This is a genomic window from Agrobacterium sp. CFBP 3001, from assembly GCF_027871605.1.
Taxonomy (GTDB): Bacteria; Pseudomonadota; Alphaproteobacteria; order Rhizobiales; family Rhizobiaceae; genus Agrobacterium; species Agrobacterium leguminum.
In genome coordinates this window covers 55020-70269 of record NZ_JAQAHD010000017.1, presented here as the reverse complement: position 1 = coordinate 70269, position 15250 = coordinate 55020, and the positions used below count along the sequence as shown (strand labels likewise).

Below are 15250 nucleotides of genomic sequence, written 5' to 3'. Positions count from 1 at the left end.
TCAGCTCCGGTAGATTGGGCGGTTGTCGCGATAGGCCGTGACGGCACGGGGCGAAATCTGTACGCCCTGTCCCGTCTGGAACATATCCGGGTGAGCGACCATGGATTTGATCCTTGTACCATCGGCAAGATCAAGGTCGACAAGGCCATGGGTGCCATAATCCGTCACCCGGTGCACATTTGCTTCCGGCGTTTCGGAAATCGTCAGATCGATGGCTTCCGGGCGAACGGCGAGAATGGCCGGTCCGTCGGAGACCGGAAGCGGCAGGCTGAAGTCGGCGCGCATGAAGTTTCCGTCTGAAACCGCGCCCTCTATCAGGTTCATGGTGCCGATGAAGCCGGCGACGAACGGGGTCTGCGGTTCGCGGTAGATGACGTTCGGCCGGTCGATCTGTTCGGTCTTGCCGTTCGCCATCACGACGATGCGGTCGGCCATGGAAAGGGCCTCATCCTGGCCGTGGGTGACGAACAGCGTGGTGATGCCGAGACGTTGCTGAATATCGCGCACCTCTTCCCGCAACCGCTCGCGCAGATGCTGGTCGAGGCTGGCGAAGGGTTCGTCGAGCAGAAGTATTTTCGGCTCGAGAACCAGCGAGCGGGCGAGCGCTACGCGCTGCTGCTGGCCGCCGGAAAGCTGGCCGGTAGCGCGCTCGCCATAACCGGAAAGCCCGACGAGCTCGAGCACGGCCTCCACTTTCTCTCTGATGACGGCAGCCGGCATGCGGCGCAGCTTGAGGCCGAAAGCTAGGTTTTTGAAGACGTTCATGTGGCTCCAGAGCGCGTGGCTCTGAAACACCATGCCGGTCGGCCGCCGCTCCGGCGGCAGGTGGGTGACGTCTTCGCCATCGATGGTGATCTGCCCGCCCGTCGGCTGCTCGAAGCCGCCGACCATGCGCAGCAGCGTCGATTTGCCCGAACCGGAGGGGCCGAGAAGGCAGACGAGTTCACCATCGGCGACATCTAGCGAGAAGCTGTCGACTGCCTTGGTCCCGCCGGAATAGGTTTTCGTGACCTGGCGGATGTGAAGTACGGACATGATGATTTCCTAACCGCCGAAACCGCGGGCGAATGCGCCGCCACCGATGACGCGGCGGGCGAACATGAGGGCAATGAAGGACGGCACCCAGAGCAGGACGGACAGGACCGCGCCATACTGGATGACCATCTGGTTGTTGATGTAGCTGATCATCAGCACCGGCATCGTTCGGATGCCGGGCGCACCGATCAGCCATGCACCTTCCGTCTCGTAAAAAGTGCCGACAAAGCTCAGCAGCACGGCGGCGGCGATGGTCGGTCCCGCCTGCGGCAGCGTAATCGACCAGAAGACCCTGAGCGGACTGGCGCCAACATCACGGGCCGCCTCTTCCATGCGCCGGTCGACAGCCTGAAATGCCGCCACGGGAATCCAGATCATGAACATCAGCGTGCCGACTAGCTGGATGAGAACGACGCCCCAGAACGTGCCGATGAGGTTGAGCTGCAGGAAAATGGCGGCAATCGCCACCAGAAGCCCGAATTTCGGGAAGGCGTGGCCGGCAAGGAAGGAGAAGAACAGCAGGTTGCGGCCGGGAAAGCTCATGCGCGCAAAGGCATAGGCGGCGGGAAGGCAGATCATCGCTGAAAGCAGCGTTACCACCGTTGTCAGCCGCAGGCTCAGCATCAGCGCGTTCCACACGTCGGCGCGGCCGAGCGTCTGGCCCCAGAAGCGGAAACCGAACTGCTGGGGAATGACGTTGGGAAAACGCCAGACCTCGGTGAATGCCCAGGTGCCCACGACAAGCAGCGGCCCGACGATGGCGACGGTGAGAAGGGTGGCGAAAAATATGCCGGGCCAGTCCATGCGCGTTCGCGCCGGCGTGAGGGTCGTCATGTCATTTCCCCTGGTTGCGTGCGACCGAACGCACGTAGAACAGGCCGAATGCGATGCAGAAACCGAAAGCGATGACGGCCTGGGTCATGGCGCCGATGGGATCCTGCACTTCGCGCAGCGTGCGCTGCATGAAGGGGCCGAGCATTTCAGGAGAGGCCGGTCCGAGAAGATAGGGCAGGGTGAAGGAGGAGAAAATGCCGAGCACCGAAAAGGAAAGCGCCACGAGGATGGAATTGGAAATGCGCGGCAGGATGATATGCCAGAAGACCTGAAGCGCATTTGCGCCCACATCCCGCGCTGCCTCCACCGACTGGTTGGCGACGCTGCCAAGCCCCGCGAGCAGGATGAGAACGGTCAGCGGAATATTGTCCCAGACGAGACCGATGACCGGTCCCCACGGGGTGAGATAGGGCGTGCGGATTTTCGGCAGGTCGACCGCATTGAGCAATATATCCACCATGCCGTTGGGCCCGAGGACACGGATGAAGGCGAAGGCGAGGATGATCGAGGGCACGAACATCGGGAAGATGGCGAGCGCCTGCACATAAGCCGAAAGGCGACCTTGCGAAAAGCGCAGGTAGAGCGCGATCGGCAGGCAGATTACGAGCAGGAGGATCGCGCAGACCATGGTCGTCCACAACGTCACGGCAAGATTGTCGAGGCTGTAGCGGTCCGAGAAGAAGAAGCCGTAGCTTGAAAGATCGAAACCCGTTTCACCGTTCGCTCCGGTGCGCCAGACGGTGCGGCCGATGGCGTTGATGGCAGGCCAGATGACGAGCCAGATCATCAGGAACACGGGGATGGCGACGAGCAGGAGGCCGACTGGCCTCCTGCCTGCCGAATTGTCGATGTGCGGGCGAACCGCTCCTTCCGCAACCTCGGTCACGACTTGCGGTCGACGTTGGGAGCGACGTTGCGATACCAGCCATCATTGATGGCGGTTTCCCATTCGCCGGCCGGGAAGGTCGGAATGGTCTGCGGGATGATGTCGGCGAAACGCTTGCGCAGTTCGGCCGGCACATAGTCCCAGGAAACGCCGGGAAAGCCGCCGAGTTCGGTGAGGATCGCGCCCTGAATTTCTTCCGACAGCACGAAATTGGCGAGCTTCAGGGCAGCATCGCGATTGGCGCCGTTGGCAAGCACCACGGCGCGCGAGAAATCACCGCAAAGCGCCAGATCCTGAAGCTGGACGAGGCCAGTTTCTTGCGGCAGAACGCCCTGATCGATGGCCTTCAGCACCTGATCGGACCAGACAGGGGTCATGGTGACGACGCCCTGCGAAAGCAGCTGCAGCGACTGTGTGTTGCCGGAGGAATATGCGCCCTTGTCATAGAGCGACGGGGCGATATCGTTCAGCAGCGCCCATGCCTTGCCGAGAGCCTTGTCACCGGCTTCCTGCGTGTAATTATCGACCGTGAAGGCCTTGGGGTCGAGGCCGTTGGCCTGGTGGATGGCGCGGCGGACGAAGTTACCGCCGGAGCCGCCCTTGTCGGGACGGTTATAGACGAACTGGCCGGGATTGGCCTTGATCCACTTGACGAGCTCATCCCAGGTCTTCGGTGCATCCGCCGGCTTGAGCTTGCTGGTGTCATAGGCGAGCAGAACCTGGCTGCCGCGATAGGGCAGGCTATATTCGCTGCGGATGGCAAGCGGATTGACGCGCGAATAGTTGGAGAGGCCGGCTTTCGCCATGTTCACATAGATGCCGGCATCGATGCCGCCGGTGGGCAGCAGCGGATCGGCCGTTTCGAAATAATCGGCCTGCGGATCGGTGCCCGTCTGCTTTGCGGCGATGGCGCGCTCGCCGATGGCGGTGATACCCGCGCTGTCGCCGGCATCGACGAGGTTGAGCTTCAGGCCGGGATTGGCGGCTTCAAAGGCGGGCTTGATCGTATTGGACCAGAAATCGAGGATATTCGTATCCGAACTGGTGTACCAGTCGATCGTGCCCGGAGCGGCGAAGCTTATGCGCGGTGCAAGGGCGAGACCGGCGGCGGCGCCTGCGGCGGACATCATAAAGGTGCGGCGTTTCATCTATGTCTCCGATGTTTTCGGCGCGAGTGGAACTGCTGAGCGCTGACCCCGGGGAAGATGGGGAAGGCTCTGGCCGGTCGTTGCACAGCCGTGCATTTTTTGAACGGGCCGGCGGCGGTTCTAATGTCTTTCCATAACGCTTTCGTGACGGTTGCTGCCGACAGCATCGCCGGCGCACACTGTTCGTGTCGCCGTTCGAAAGCAGGCCCTACTCAAGGCGTTGCCGGGCAGGTAGAGTGATCGCGATTGGATTGGAGGGAGGGGAGCGATGATTGCAGCCTATATCGACGAACTTATCATGTTCTGTGCCGGCCTATGGATGACATGTGTCGGCTTCGGTTATCTGCCGCTGTCAAAAAACATGGTCAGTCAGCCGCCGGTTGTTCGTCACTTCAGATGGATGGGACCTCTGCTGATCGTTATTGCTGCCGTTCTGGCCGCGGCCAGCTGACCGGAGAATCTGCCGCAAAGAAAAACCCCGCCGAAGCGGGGTCTTGTCTTACCAGGGCTGACGTCCATACCAGTCGTCGATGTCTTTCCTGGCCCGGTCCTTTTCGTAACCGTAGCGCTCCTGAATCTTGCCTTCGAGCTGTTCGCGCTTGCCGTTGATGACGTCGAGGTCGTCGTCGGTGAGTTTACCCCACTGCTCCTTGACCTTGCCCTTCATCTGCTTCCAGTTACCTTCAACGCGGTTCCAATCCATTGGTGCTCTCCCTTTTTTGGCTTGCACTGGTAAATGTCCGAACCTCCGCAGGGTTCCGCCGAGCGGCCGAAATGTTCGGCGTAACTGTGGCCTGCTGCCACGAAAAGATCACGATTCATTCAGCCGCAGTTCACCCGGCGGGGCGCTAAATCCTCTCATCCCACAAGGAGGGAGATAAGATGCGCAAGATGATTCTAACCGCCGGATTAATTCTCGGCGCCCTGTTCGGCACCGGCACCGGCGCCAACGCCATGCCTGTCGGTCAACCGTCTGCACCTTCGGCATCCCACATTCAAAAGGTGGATTATGCCTGTGGACGCGGCTTCCATTTGACCCCGCGCGGCTATTGCCGTCCGAACGGACCGCGTTATGAGCGCGGCTGGGACCGGCGCGACCGCTGGGAAGCTCGCCGTGAATGGCGCGAGCGTCAGGCCAGACGCGAATGGCGTGAGTGGCGCGACCGCAGAGATTATCGCGACTACCGCGATCGTCGCGATTATTATCGATACTGATCGGGCAAGGCCCTCTCCACGTCGGGAGGGCCTTTCTCATATGGGCCGGTGAGGTCCTTCCGCTCTCGGGGAAGGTGTGAATACAGCGTCCCTGCTGCAAATCAGCATGGGCTTAGACAGAATTGCCTTCGATGTGAGGAAACCCGGACGGCAGTTCGGGGTTAGTCCCGTATCACCGTTCATAAGGAGGATACGATGGACATCACCAGACGCACGATTCTCACCGCCGGTGCAGCAACCGCCGCCGCTGCAATCTTTCCCCGCCCGCACGTCGCGCGTGCCGCACTGCCCTTGATGCAGCCCAAACTTCCTTTCGCCGATGCCGATCTCGCGCCAGTGATTTCGGCGAAAACGGTGGGTCTTCATTACGGAAAACACCACAAGGCCTATTACGACAAGCTGAATGCGCTTGCCGCCGGCACGCCCTATGCCGACATGGAGCTTGCAGATATCGTGACGACATCCGCCAAGTCGAAAGAGGCGGCCGACGTCAAGATCTTCAACAATGCCGCACAGGCGTGGAACCATGTCGCCTATTGGGATCAGTTCGTACCGGGCGGGCCGAACCGGCCGACGGGCGATCTCGCCGCTTCGGTAGACGAGACCTTCGGTGGCTATGATGGTTTCATCAAACGTGCGGTCGATGTTTCCGATACGGTCTTCGGCACCGGCTGGGTGTGGCTCACGCGCGGCGACGACGACCGGCTCGCGCTGATCGGATATGAGGACGGCAAAAATCCCGTCGCTGTCGGTCGCCCGGCCTATCTCGGCATCGACATATGGGAGCATGCCTATTACGTCGATTATGAAAATCGCAAGGCCGAGCATATTCGCGCCGTGCTCGACAAGCTGGTCAACTGGCGGGTTGTCGAAGAGCGCCTGAAATCATAACGATCCTCTTTCTCCCGAAACCTGCCGGCAGCGGCCGGCCGCCTGCGGGTTGCCCTAAGGTGCATTTTAGCTACTATGCGCCCATGGCGAGGAGGCCATGTTACAGGAGGGTTCATGATTTACCGGTCTTCAAAACGGCGCATGGTTTTGAAACTTGCCGCGGCGGCGGTTTCTTTCGGCATGCTGGGAACGGCTGCGCTCGCGCAGGGCTTCCCCGATCGAACGATTACTCTGGTCGTTCCTTTCGCGGCGGGCGGCTCCACCGATGTGGTCGCGCGTGTTATCGCACAGAAGATGGGTGATGAGCTCGGCCAGCAGATCGTCGTTGAAAATGTCGCCGGGGCCGGCGGCAATCTCGGTGCCGACCGCGTGGCCCGCGCCGATCCTGACGGCTATACGATCCTGATGGGAACGGTTGCCACCCACGCCCTCAACCCGCTCATTCTCAAGACCAAGCCTTACGATCCGGAAAAGGATTTCACGCCGGTTTCGCTGCTCGTGGTGGTGCCGAATGTGCTGGTCGTCAATCCGAAGCTCAACGTCAACAGCGTGGCGGAACTGATTGCCCTCTTGAAGGCCGAGCCGGACAAACATGCCTATGCCTCTTCCGGCAATGGCACCCCGCTGCATCTTTCCGGCGAACTGTTCAAGAGCATGGCCGGCGTCAGCATGCAGCATGTTCCCTACAAGGGCGCAGGCCCGGCGCTCAACGATCTGCTCGGCAACCAGATTTCCATCATGTTCGACAATCTGCCGTCGTCGTCCGGACATATCAAATCCGGCACGTTGCGGGCGCTCGGCGTCACGACCAAGGAGCGCGCCTCGTCCTTCCCGGATCTGCCGACAATCGCCGAGACGGTGCCGGGTTATGAGACCTACACCTGGAATGCGCTCTTTGCGCCTGCCGGCACGCCGGCCGAGGTGGTCGAAAAGCTGAATGCCGCGGCCAAAAAGGCGCTTGCCGATCCGGGAGTTGCCGCACGCATGGCGGAATTCAGCGCCAAGATCGTCGCCTCTTCGCCGGATGAGCTGAAAACCCACGTTGCGGCGGAAATCGCCAAGTGGGGACCGGTGGTCAAGGACGCGAATGTGCAGATGGACTGACCGGTAACGGCAGATACCATCCGATTTTCCGCCGCACATCCTGCCGGTTGCGGACGGAAATAACGACCTGACGAAATCGTGGCCGATGCCGCTGTCGCATCGGCCGCGATTCATAGTGACGCACCCAACCGGTGTGGCCATTCCGCATCACTCACCAGCCGGTTGCAAAAACCCGCTTGGCAAGCTCCGACGGCTGAGTTACAAATCTCACTACCGCGTCAGATCGAACAAAGGGAGGCGTTGCATGACACCAGCATTCTTCGAAACCCTCCCGCAGGGAATGACCCGACACTAGGTCATATCCATTCGCGGCCCGCCCTGAGCGCGCCCGACATGCGGTTTTACTTTCCCCCATAGCCCGATTGATCTGACGGGATCACTTCGTCTCCCGCCCGGGCTGTGCCATCCAACTTCCGTTTTGAGGACCGGTCGCCGATTATATGGCGCTGGGCTGGTAAAAATGACTCGCAAGAAGCTCGATTTCCGCGCCGATGCCTATCGACATGTGCTCGGCTTTGTTTTCAACCATTGGCGTCATCGGCCGGCGCTGGTGGGTTTCATCATCGTTCTGGTGATTGCCAGCACGCTGGCCGAAGTTATGGTGCCGGTCTTTTCCGGCCAGATCGTCGATGCCATTGCCGGTGGCGCCAGCGTGAGCAATGGGGCGGATAAGGCGCTGCGCGCCTTCGTCATCGTGGTGGCGCTGGGGCTGGTGAGCGTTGTGCTGCGCTGGTTCATCTTCAACGGCATCATCCGGTTGACGCTGAAAATCATGGCGGATGTCGCCAATAACGGCTTCCACAAGGTGCAGCGCTTCTCCACCGACTGGCATGCCAACAGCTTCGCCGGCTCCACGGTCCGCAAGATCACGCGCGGCATGTGGGCGCTGGATTCGCTCAACGACCTGCTGCTCGTCGCGCTTTTGCCATCCATCGTCATGCTGGTGGGCGCCACCATCGTGCTCGGCAGCTACTGGCCGGTCATGGGCCTGATCGTCGGTCTCGGATCGCTGATCTATATCGGCGTTACGGTCGGCCTTTCCATGGGGTATGTGTCGCCGGCGGCAAGGCTTGCCAATGCCTGGGATACCAGACTTGGCGGCGCGCTGGCGGATGCCATCAGCTGCAATTCGGTGGTCAAGGCCTTTGGCGCCGAGACCCGCGAAGAAACGCGGCTGGGCCATGTGCTGTTGAAGTGGGACAACCGCACGCGCAGGACATGGAAGCGTGGCACGCTCAACGGTACGATCCAGAGCTTCATGATGGTCTCCATGCAGGCCGGCATTCTGGGCACGGGCCTCATCATGTGGCAAAAGGGGCTGGCGACGCCGGGCGACATTACCTTCGTGCTGGCGATGTTCTTCGTGCTGCAGGGTTATCTGCGCGATGTGGGGCAGGATATCCGCAACCTGCAACGCGCCGTCAACGACATGGAAGAGCTGGTGCTGCTGGACAAGACGCCGCTCGGCATCGAGGACAGGCCGGATGCGGGGCCTATCAAAATTGGAAAGGGCGAGATCGTCTTCGATCACGTCACCTTCCAGTATGGCGCGCATCCCACGCCGCTTTACGATGACTTTTCGGTCACCATCAAGGCGGGTGAACGGGTGGGTCTGGTCGGCCATTCCGGTTCGGGCAAGACAACCTTCGTCAAGCTCATCCAGCGGCTTTACGACATCGGGTCGGGCGCGATCCGCATCGACGGCCAAAATATCGCAGGCGTCACGCAATCGAGCCTGCGCGGCCAGATCGCCATCGTGCAGCAGGAGCCCATCCTGTTCCACCGCACGCTGGCGGAAAACATCGCCTATGGCCGGCCGGACGCCACGCGGCGTCAGATCGAGCAGGCGGCGAAACAGGCCAGCGCCCATGATTTCATCATGTCCCTTCCCAAGGGTTATGAGACGATGGTGGGTGAACGCGGTGTCAAGCTGTCCGGCGGTGAGCGTCAGCGCGTCGCCATCGCCCGTGCATTCCTTGCGGATGCGCCGGTGCTGATACTGGACGAGGCCACTTCCAGCCTCGACAGCGAAAGCGAAGTGCAGATCCAGCAGGCGATGGAGCGGCTGATGGTCGGCCGCACCACGCTCGTCATCGCCCATCGGCTTTCCACCGTCAGGGCGCTGGACCGGCTGCTGGTCTTCGACAAGGGCAGGATTGTCGAAGAGGGTGACCATCAGGCGCTGATCCGCCTCAATGGCGGCATCTACCGCCGGCTGTTCGAACGGCAGGCGCTGGAGCTGACCAAGGGCCTGGTGGCCTGAAAAAACGAAACGCCGGGGGCATCCTCCCGGCGTTCCCTTCCCGAACATTGACCCCGCGCCACGAACACGCCGCTTTTTTCGCGTAAGGGCGTGTTCTGCGCAACACCAACAGGACGGTGAACCATGGATTTCCACCCGATCACAAAGCCGCAACGCCTTGTCATCAGGGAAACCCATATCCATGCCGCATTCCATCACTCTCTCGGACCTCTCGTGGTCGACACCTGACGGTCATCCGCTCTTTTCTAACATAAATCTTCGCTTCGGACCCGAACGCACCGGCCTCGTTGGGCGTAACGGTGTCGGCAAGACGACGCTTCTGAAACTGATCGCCGGCGAACTGTCGCCGTCCGCGGGCACGGTGTCCGTCTCGGGCAGCGTCAATCTTCTGCGCCAGAGCGTGCAGGTTGTGTCCGACGAGACCGTCGCCGACCTGTTCGAAGCGCGCGAGGCGCTGGACGTGCTTGCCCGTGCGCAGGCGGGAACGGCCACTCTGGAAGAGCTTGAAGACATCGACTGGATGCTGGAGGAGAAAATTGCCGGAGCGCTCGCGCAGGTCGGGCTGGACGCCTTGCCCTCCACGCCGCTTTCGGCGCTATCCGGCGGACAGCGCACGCGGGTCGCACTCGCTGCTCAAATCCATGCCGCGCCGGATTTCCTGATCCTCGACGAACCGACGAACAATCTCGACCGGGACGGACGGTTTTTCGTTGCCGATTTTCTGTCGGGCTGGCGCGGCGGAGCGATCGTCGTCAGCCATGATCGGGAGCTTCTCGAAACCCTCGATGCGATTGTGGAAATGACCACGCTCGGCGCCACCCGTTACGGCGGCAACTGGAGCCACTACCGCGCACAAAAAGCGCTGGAACTGGCCGCCGCCGAACAGGACTTTGCGAATGCGGAAAAGCGTTTGTCGGATGTCAAGCGCCGGTCGCAGGAAGCCTTTGAGCGTAAAGCCCGCCGCGATAGCAGGGGTGCTGCAAAAGCGGCGAGGGGAGACATGCCTCGTATCCTTGTCGGTGCGATGAAAAGGCGTGCCGAAAAGACGAGCGGCGACAACGCCCACCTGGCCAGCCGCCTGACAGCCGAGGCGACGGAAGACCTGAAGACGGCGCGTGAGCGGATCGAAATCCTGCAGGGCGTCAGTGTCACATTGCCGCCCAGCGGGCTGCACGCGACAAAAACCGTGCTCAGCCTGCAAAATCTGACTGCGGGGTATCAGGCCGAACATCCCGTGCTTCGCGATCTGTCCTTCGAGATCATCGGGCCGCAACGCGTTGCCGTCACCGGTCCGAACGGATCGGGAAAAACGACGCTGCTTTCGGTGATCACCGGGGAATTGCCGCCATTCGAAGGCGCGGTGCATGTCGGGGTGAAGGCCGTGTTTCTCGACCAGCAGGTCAGCCTGCTCGACGCGAGCCTGTCCATCCGCGACAACTTCCTTCGCCTTAACCCGCAGGCCGGGGAGAATGCCTGCAGGGCTGCGCTTGCGCGCTTCATGTTTCGTGCCGATGCCGCGTTGCAGATCGTTTCAACGCTCTCGGGCGGGCAGATGCTCAGGGCCGGTCTCGCCTGTGTTCTGGGAGGCCCGCAGCCTCCGCAATTGCTGATCCTCGACGAGCCGACCAACCATCTGGATATCGATTCCATTGCGGCCGTGGAGGCTGGCCTTCAGGCCTATGACGGCGCCTTGCTGGTGGTCAGCCACGATGAGGCGTTCCTCGCCGCCATTGGCATCGAAAGGCGGCTGGAACTTGGGAAGTCAGAGATGCGTTCAGGCGCTCAGTAGTTCACCGTCACGACGACCGTATCGGAGTAGTTTCCCGGCGCTGGCGTGTTCTGCGCCGGGACGCGGCCATAGACTGTCAATGTCTGCAGGCTGCCCGTTCCGGTGCCGGTGGCTATTTCGCCCGCCGCACTTCCCCAGACATTCGTGCGGTTCACATCGCGGTAGAGACCATAGGTTATCGAACCACCCGCCTGCACCATCTGGCGCGTGGCGGGCGGGCTGTTGCTCAGGCCGCCATTGAGCGCCACACTGTAGTTCAGATTGGTGGTGCAGGTCAGATTGATCGCTCCGGTCGCATTGACTGCCGTGTTCAGCACCCCGTGACTGCCGAAATCGATGTTCTGGGCCGAGATGATGCAGGTGGGCGCCACGGCGGCCGACACGTTGAACGGCACCTGCGTGGGGTTCTGGGTCACGGAAGAGCAGCTCGGTGCAAGCAGGGTAAAGGTCGTATAGGTGAAGCTCGTTTCCGCGCCGGCGAAGCTGGAAAGATAAAGGCCGCGCGCTGCCGAGGCCTGACCGGCGTTGATCCGGCCATAGACCGTACGGCTCGTGGTGTTGATAAGGAGCGGCAGTGCCATATCGATTGGCGGAGGCGAGCCGAGTGCGGGCTGCGTGACCGATCCCCATGAGGTTGTCCGCGCCGCGTTCTGGTAGAGTTGGTAATTGAGGATGCTGCTGCCCTGAAGCATGCGACGGATGCCGCCCGACTGCCCGCCGCTTCCGGCATTGATGTTGGGGCAGATGCGGATGGAAAGCGCCAGCGACAGGGGGTTGGAGCAGGTGACTGACAATGTCGCCGTCGTGTCCACGGCGCTGCCGCTTGCAAGATTGACGAAGCCGAAATTCATATCCGACATGCTGAAGGTGCAGCTTTGCGCCAGTACCGGTGAAGCCGGGAGGAAAGCGGCGATGGCAAGGGCGGTGCGGGTCAGGACCTTCATGGAATGCTCCTGCATAGGGTTTCGAAAGTTGCGCGTGAATTGCCGGCAGAAGGCACGGTGATCTGGGCTTCGCATTCGCCCTTCGTCGGCTGCATGATGCGGAGCCGATGCGTCTTGCTGATATTTTCGAGATAGGCCTGTCCGTCATAACCGACGATGAAATCGCGCTTGCCGTCGATTTTGCCGGTCGATCCGGTTTCGATGAATTGGCCGCTCTCGTCTTTCAGCGTCACCAGCGCCACCTGACCCTCGGTTTCCACCTTGAAATTGACCACCGCGCCGGCCTGTTGCGTCGGCCTGACCGTCTGTTTCGTCCGGTCGATGCGGGCGTCGACCGGAAGATTGCTCGGGTCGAGCGTGATGTTGTTGACGTCATAGGAACGCAGGTTCGGAAGCAATATCTTGCCGCGGCGGTTGGTCTGGCCGATGGGGCGGTTTTCCAAAAGGATATCGACACCGGGCGCGCCCGCATCCACCACGGCGAAAGCGTCGTCGATCCGGTTGCCGACAAAGACATCGCCGCCGGCGAGCGCTATCGATCCTTCGATCTGCGCATAGGCCTGTGTCGTGCGGTTGAATTGGTCGACGCCGGCCGAAACGCGCGCGGCGCTGCCGCGGTAGCTGCCGGAAACGGAGGCGATGTCGTTGCCGCCGGTCGAGCCGCGCAGGCGCCAGCCATAACTTCCCTCGGCCTGCTCTTCGGATTTGCCGACCTCGGCCGTCAGCGAATATCCATCCGCATCCGACGACATGCCGGCCGAGCCGGAGACGCCGCCGCCGAACGACCAGGAGAGGCCCGCGAAGATGCCGTAGGATTTGTTGTCCTCGAGGTCCTTATAGGCGGTGATGAAAATATTGCCGTTCTCGCCGAACGGCCGCGTGGCGGAAAGGCCGAGCAGCCGGGATCGTCTTTCATCGAATGTTTCGAGTTCCGTATAGGAGAAATTGAGGCTGGTCTCATCGAAACCGAGCTGGGTGGAAACGGAAATCTGGTCGAGTGCACGCGGCGGCCGCGCGCTCAGCAGCCCGGATGCCGTGCGGATATCGGACAGGTCGGCGGAGACGGAGGCCATATCGTGATAATCGCCGAATGTCCTTTGCGACCGTGCGTGAAATTTTACCCCCAGCAATTCCGCTTCGACGCTTGCGGAAAGCTGGTAACCGCTTTCCGCGCCAAAGCGGCTCGATGCGCCCGAAACCGCCGCCAATCCCTGCGCTCCAAGGGTGAAGACGCCGCCAAAGCCGATATTGTAGAAATTCTCGCCGCCTTCCGCATGGCCTTCCAGCGTCAGACTGTCCGACACGCCATAACGCAGCGTCGCAGACCCCAGCGGCCTGTCATCGTAATCGAATGACGAGGTTCCGTAATTGCGCCGGGCAAAGCCAAGCTCGGCCGAAAAATCGATGAGGCCCTGCGCCAGCAGATCCGGTGAAGCATAAAAGGGCGTTTCGGACACGGTTTCGCGCCCAAGCGCATCCCGCACCACCAGCCGCGCATTGCCCGCGCCGCTGATGACAGGGAGATTGGTGATCGAGAACGGCCCTTCGGGAACATCCTGCGACAGGCGGCGGACATTGTTGACGTAGACGTCGACGGTGGAGGGCACGGCAGCGGAACCGGCAAATTCCGGCATCGGCATGGTGACGATATCCGGACGCAGGTCGAAATTGCGGCGTATCTGCAGGCCGCCCAACCGTGTCGGGCGTGTCCAGCTCAGCCCGCCGGTGATGAGATCGCCGGCCCGATAGCTCGTCAGCGTGTCCTCGTCCGAATAGCTCCAGGTGGTATCGAGACGCTGCGTATCGAACTCCGACAGGCGCGATGTGCTCAGAACCTGCGATGAGGAGAGCACGCCGAGCGGACCGAAGGCCCTGCTTTCCAAAAGGGCCGAGACGCCGTTGAAATCGGCGATATCCGACCATTTGTTGCCGCCGGAAGAACCGTAGATCGTGTAATTCACCAGACCTCCAAAATCGCTTGTGGCCTTTTCCCGGGTCTCTTCGTCCTGCTTCTGCGCAATCTTGCCGGAGGCGTCGATCACCCTGTTCGCCCGCGCCGCCATCGGCAGGGTGAAATGCATGGACTGGGTGCCTTCATCGTAGCGCGCCACAACATCCGGCAGCCGGGAAATATCGATCCAGCCATCATCGCTGGCAGCGCTTTCAACCGGGGAAATCCCGATATTCGTGAGCTGTTCCGGCTCGATGAGAAACGATCCGGCGTCGTTTTGACGAAATGTGGCGATCAGTTCTGTCGAAACATCGTTGATGTAGACTTCGAGCTGCAACTGTCCCGCTTCTTTTGCGGCAAAAGAGGCGGGTTGCGCCGCAGGGGGTATATCCTGCGCCACGGAGAAATTGCCCGATGAAATGACCGTCAGAGCGGCAATCGTCAAAACGGCGAGATCAGCCGCCCGAGACGCGCGCCGTCGCATTGACGGGGCCGCCTTCGCTGTCTGCCGAAATCTTCAGCGTGCCGCCGCCTTTCTTGCCGCCCGTTGCCGGAACCACAAAGCTTGCGGCGGATCCGCCAAGCACATATCCCACCAGCCCCTGCTGCCGGGCAAGCGCCTGCCCGTTGCTAGCGGAAAGCATCAGGTTGGCGATCCTTATGCGCTTTGCGCCCGTATTGGACACCGAGACCCGGTAGCCATTGCCCTGCGGCGTTACCTTCCAGGCAGGTTCTGCGTCGCCTGTGGAGGCGGGTGAGAAGAAAACGGGTATGGAGTGGCGCACCACCAGATTGACCGTGCCGGATTGCGGTCTTCCCGCCGGCGGCAATTCGTCGACGATGACGCGGTAACTCTCTTCGGCCCGAAGCGGCGCCTTGGAAAGGCGGACGATGCGGATAAGGTTTTCCGCGCCTCCCTTCAGCTGCGTCATCGGCGGGCTGGCGACGACGTCCTGCGCTGCCGTATAGACGTCCTGCCCGTTCTGCTGGGTCCAGCGGAATATCCTGACCTGAACGTTGATCGGGGTTTTCGCATCGTTCCAGATGCGGAGGCTGGAGGCCGCCGTGGGCGCTTTGAGATCCAGAAGCACGGGTGCGACCCGTAGAGATGCAGACTGTGAAGGTGAAACACTCAAACCGGCAAAAAACGCAGCCGCTAAGGTAAAAACACGCATGCGCGATCCTCCCTG

At 61.3% G+C, this 15250-nt stretch carries 14 protein-coding genes; 6 read left to right on the top strand and 8 right to left on the bottom strand.

Going from position 1 to position 15250, the window contains the following annotated elements:
• The 4 genes from PH605_RS19325 to PH605_RS19310 are packed head-to-tail and all read right to left on the bottom strand — an operon-like array spanning nucleotide 1 to nucleotide 3903.
• Nucleotides 1-1035, bottom strand: coding sequence for an ABC transporter ATP-binding protein (locus tag PH605_RS19325; protein WP_142845743.1), 1035 nt, complete (start codon nucleotides 1033-1035; stop codon nucleotides 1-3).
• A 9-nt stretch (nucleotides 1036-1044) separates the two neighbouring features.
• Nucleotides 1045-1869, bottom strand: coding sequence for an ABC transporter permease (locus PH605_RS19320; protein ID WP_142845744.1), 825 nt, complete (start codon nucleotides 1867-1869; stop codon nucleotides 1045-1047).
• Between the two features lies 1 nt (nucleotide 1870).
• Nucleotides 1871-2755 (bottom strand): ABC transporter permease, encoded by an 885-nt coding sequence (locus PH605_RS19315; protein ID WP_142845745.1) that lies wholly within the window; start codon nucleotides 2753-2755, stop codon nucleotides 1871-1873.
• Nucleotides 2752-3903: an extracellular solute-binding protein gene (locus PH605_RS19310; protein WP_142845746.1), complete on the bottom strand. Its 1152-nt coding sequence runs from the start codon at nucleotides 3901-3903 to the stop codon at nucleotides 2752-2754. Before PH605_RS19310 ends, PH605_RS19315 begins: the two co-directional genes overlap by 4 nt.
• A gap of 268 nt (nucleotides 3904-4171) precedes the next feature.
• Here PH605_RS19310 and PH605_RS19305 point away from each other — a divergent pair, with 268 nt between their 5' ends.
• Nucleotides 4172-4354 (top strand): hypothetical protein, encoded by a 183-nt coding sequence (locus PH605_RS19305; RefSeq protein ID WP_142845747.1) that lies wholly within the window; start codon nucleotides 4172-4174, stop codon nucleotides 4352-4354.
• 48 nt (nucleotides 4355-4402) lie between these two features.
• Here PH605_RS19305 and PH605_RS19300 read toward each other — a convergent pair whose 3' ends face one another.
• A complete protein-coding gene (locus tag PH605_RS19300; protein ID WP_080858073.1) occupies nucleotides 4403-4606 on the bottom strand; it encodes a CsbD family protein in 204 nt (67 codons plus the stop codon).
• Nucleotides 4607-4785: 179 nt separating this feature from the next.
• On the opposite strand from PH605_RS19300, the gene PH605_RS19295 reads away from it, so the two are divergent.
• The 5 genes from PH605_RS19295 (at nucleotide 4786) to PH605_RS19275 (ending at nucleotide 11165) form a co-directional block, all read left to right on the top strand.
• Entirely contained in the window at nucleotides 4786-5118 is a 333-nt protein-coding gene (locus PH605_RS19295) for a GCG_CRPN prefix-to-repeats domain-containing protein (protein WP_142845748.1), read from the top strand.
• Between the two features lie 195 nt (nucleotides 5119-5313).
• Nucleotides 5314-6009 carry a superoxide dismutase gene (locus PH605_RS19290; RefSeq protein ID WP_142845749.1) on the top strand — a complete coding sequence of 232 codons (696 nt, stop codon included), beginning with the start codon at nucleotides 5314-5316 and terminating at the stop codon, nucleotides 6007-6009.
• Nucleotides 6010-6123: 114 nt separating this feature from the next.
• Nucleotides 6124-7113, top strand: a complete 990-nt coding sequence (locus PH605_RS19285; protein WP_142845750.1) for a Bug family tripartite tricarboxylate transporter substrate binding protein — start codon at nucleotides 6124-6126, stop codon at nucleotides 7111-7113.
• Nucleotides 7114-7573: 460 nt separating this feature from the next.
• Complete coding sequence (locus PH605_RS19280; RefSeq protein ID WP_142845751.1) at nucleotides 7574-9376, top strand: ABC transporter ATP-binding protein; 1803 nt, start codon at nucleotides 7574-7576, stop codon at nucleotides 9374-9376.
• Between the two features lie 181 nt (nucleotides 9377-9557).
• Entirely contained in the window at nucleotides 9558-11165 is a 1608-nt protein-coding gene (locus PH605_RS19275) for an ABC-F family ATP-binding cassette domain-containing protein (RefSeq protein WP_142845752.1), read from the top strand.
• Here PH605_RS19275 and PH605_RS19270 read toward each other — a convergent pair.
• From PH605_RS19270 to PH605_RS19260, 3 genes are read right to left on the bottom strand one after another with little or no spacing between them, the layout of a single operon-like run.
• On the bottom strand, nucleotides 11159-12109 hold the full coding sequence (locus PH605_RS19270) for a Csu type fimbrial protein (RefSeq protein WP_142845753.1): 951 nt from the start codon (nucleotides 12107-12109) through the stop codon (nucleotides 11159-11161). The genes PH605_RS19275 and PH605_RS19270 overlap by 7 nt on opposite strands.
• Nucleotides 12106-14544, bottom strand: a complete 2439-nt coding sequence (locus PH605_RS19265; protein WP_142845754.1) for a fimbria/pilus outer membrane usher protein — start codon at nucleotides 14542-14544, stop codon at nucleotides 12106-12108. Before PH605_RS19265 ends, PH605_RS19270 begins: the two co-directional genes overlap by 4 nt.
• The gene (locus PH605_RS19260; protein ID WP_161987953.1) at nucleotides 14516-15151 is read right to left on the bottom strand and encodes a fimbrial biogenesis chaperone; all 636 of its coding nucleotides are present in this window, start codon (nucleotides 15149-15151) and stop codon (nucleotides 14516-14518) included. Before PH605_RS19260 ends, PH605_RS19265 begins: the two co-directional genes overlap by 29 nt.
• Between the last annotated feature and the right edge of the window lie 99 nt (nucleotides 15152-15250).

What these genes read in the sequence shown, in the direction of transcription:
- PH605_RS19265 (WP_142845754.1), bottom strand. Translation starts at nt 14,544, where the DNA reads ATGCGACGGCGCGCGTCTCGGGCGGCTGATCTCGCCGTTTTGACGATT.
- PH605_RS19295 (WP_142845748.1), top strand. Translation starts at nt 4,786, where the DNA reads ATGCGCAAGATGATTCTAACCGCCGGATTAATTCTCGGCGCCCTGTTC.
- PH605_RS19290 (WP_142845749.1), top strand. Translation starts at nt 5,314, where the DNA reads ATGGACATCACCAGACGCACGATTCTCACCGCCGGTGCAGCAACCGCC.
- PH605_RS19310 (WP_142845746.1), bottom strand. Translation starts at nt 3,903, where the DNA reads ATGAAACGCCGCACCTTTATGATGTCCGCCGCAGGCGCCGCCGCCGGT.
- PH605_RS19320 (WP_142845744.1), bottom strand. Translation starts at nt 1,869, where the DNA reads ATGACGACCCTCACGCCGGCGCGAACGCGCATGGACTGGCCCGGCATA.
- PH605_RS19275 (WP_142845752.1), top strand. Translation starts at nt 9,558, where the DNA reads ATGCCGCATTCCATCACTCTCTCGGACCTCTCGTGGTCGACACCTGAC.
- PH605_RS19305 (WP_142845747.1), top strand. Translation starts at nt 4,172, where the DNA reads ATGATTGCAGCCTATATCGACGAACTTATCATGTTCTGTGCCGGCCTA.
- PH605_RS19285 (WP_142845750.1), top strand. Translation starts at nt 6,124, where the DNA reads ATGATTTACCGGTCTTCAAAACGGCGCATGGTTTTGAAACTTGCCGCG.
- PH605_RS19270 (WP_142845753.1), bottom strand. Translation starts at nt 12,109, where the DNA reads ATGAAGGTCCTGACCCGCACCGCCCTTGCCATCGCCGCTTTCCTCCCG.
- PH605_RS19300 (WP_080858073.1), bottom strand. Translation starts at nt 4,606, where the DNA reads ATGGATTGGAACCGCGTTGAAGGTAACTGGAAGCAGATGAAGGGCAAG.
- PH605_RS19325 (WP_142845743.1), bottom strand. Translation starts at nt 1,035, where the DNA reads ATGTCCGTACTTCACATCCGCCAGGTCACGAAAACCTATTCCGGCGGG.
- PH605_RS19280 (WP_142845751.1), top strand. Translation starts at nt 7,574, where the DNA reads ATGACTCGCAAGAAGCTCGATTTCCGCGCCGATGCCTATCGACATGTG.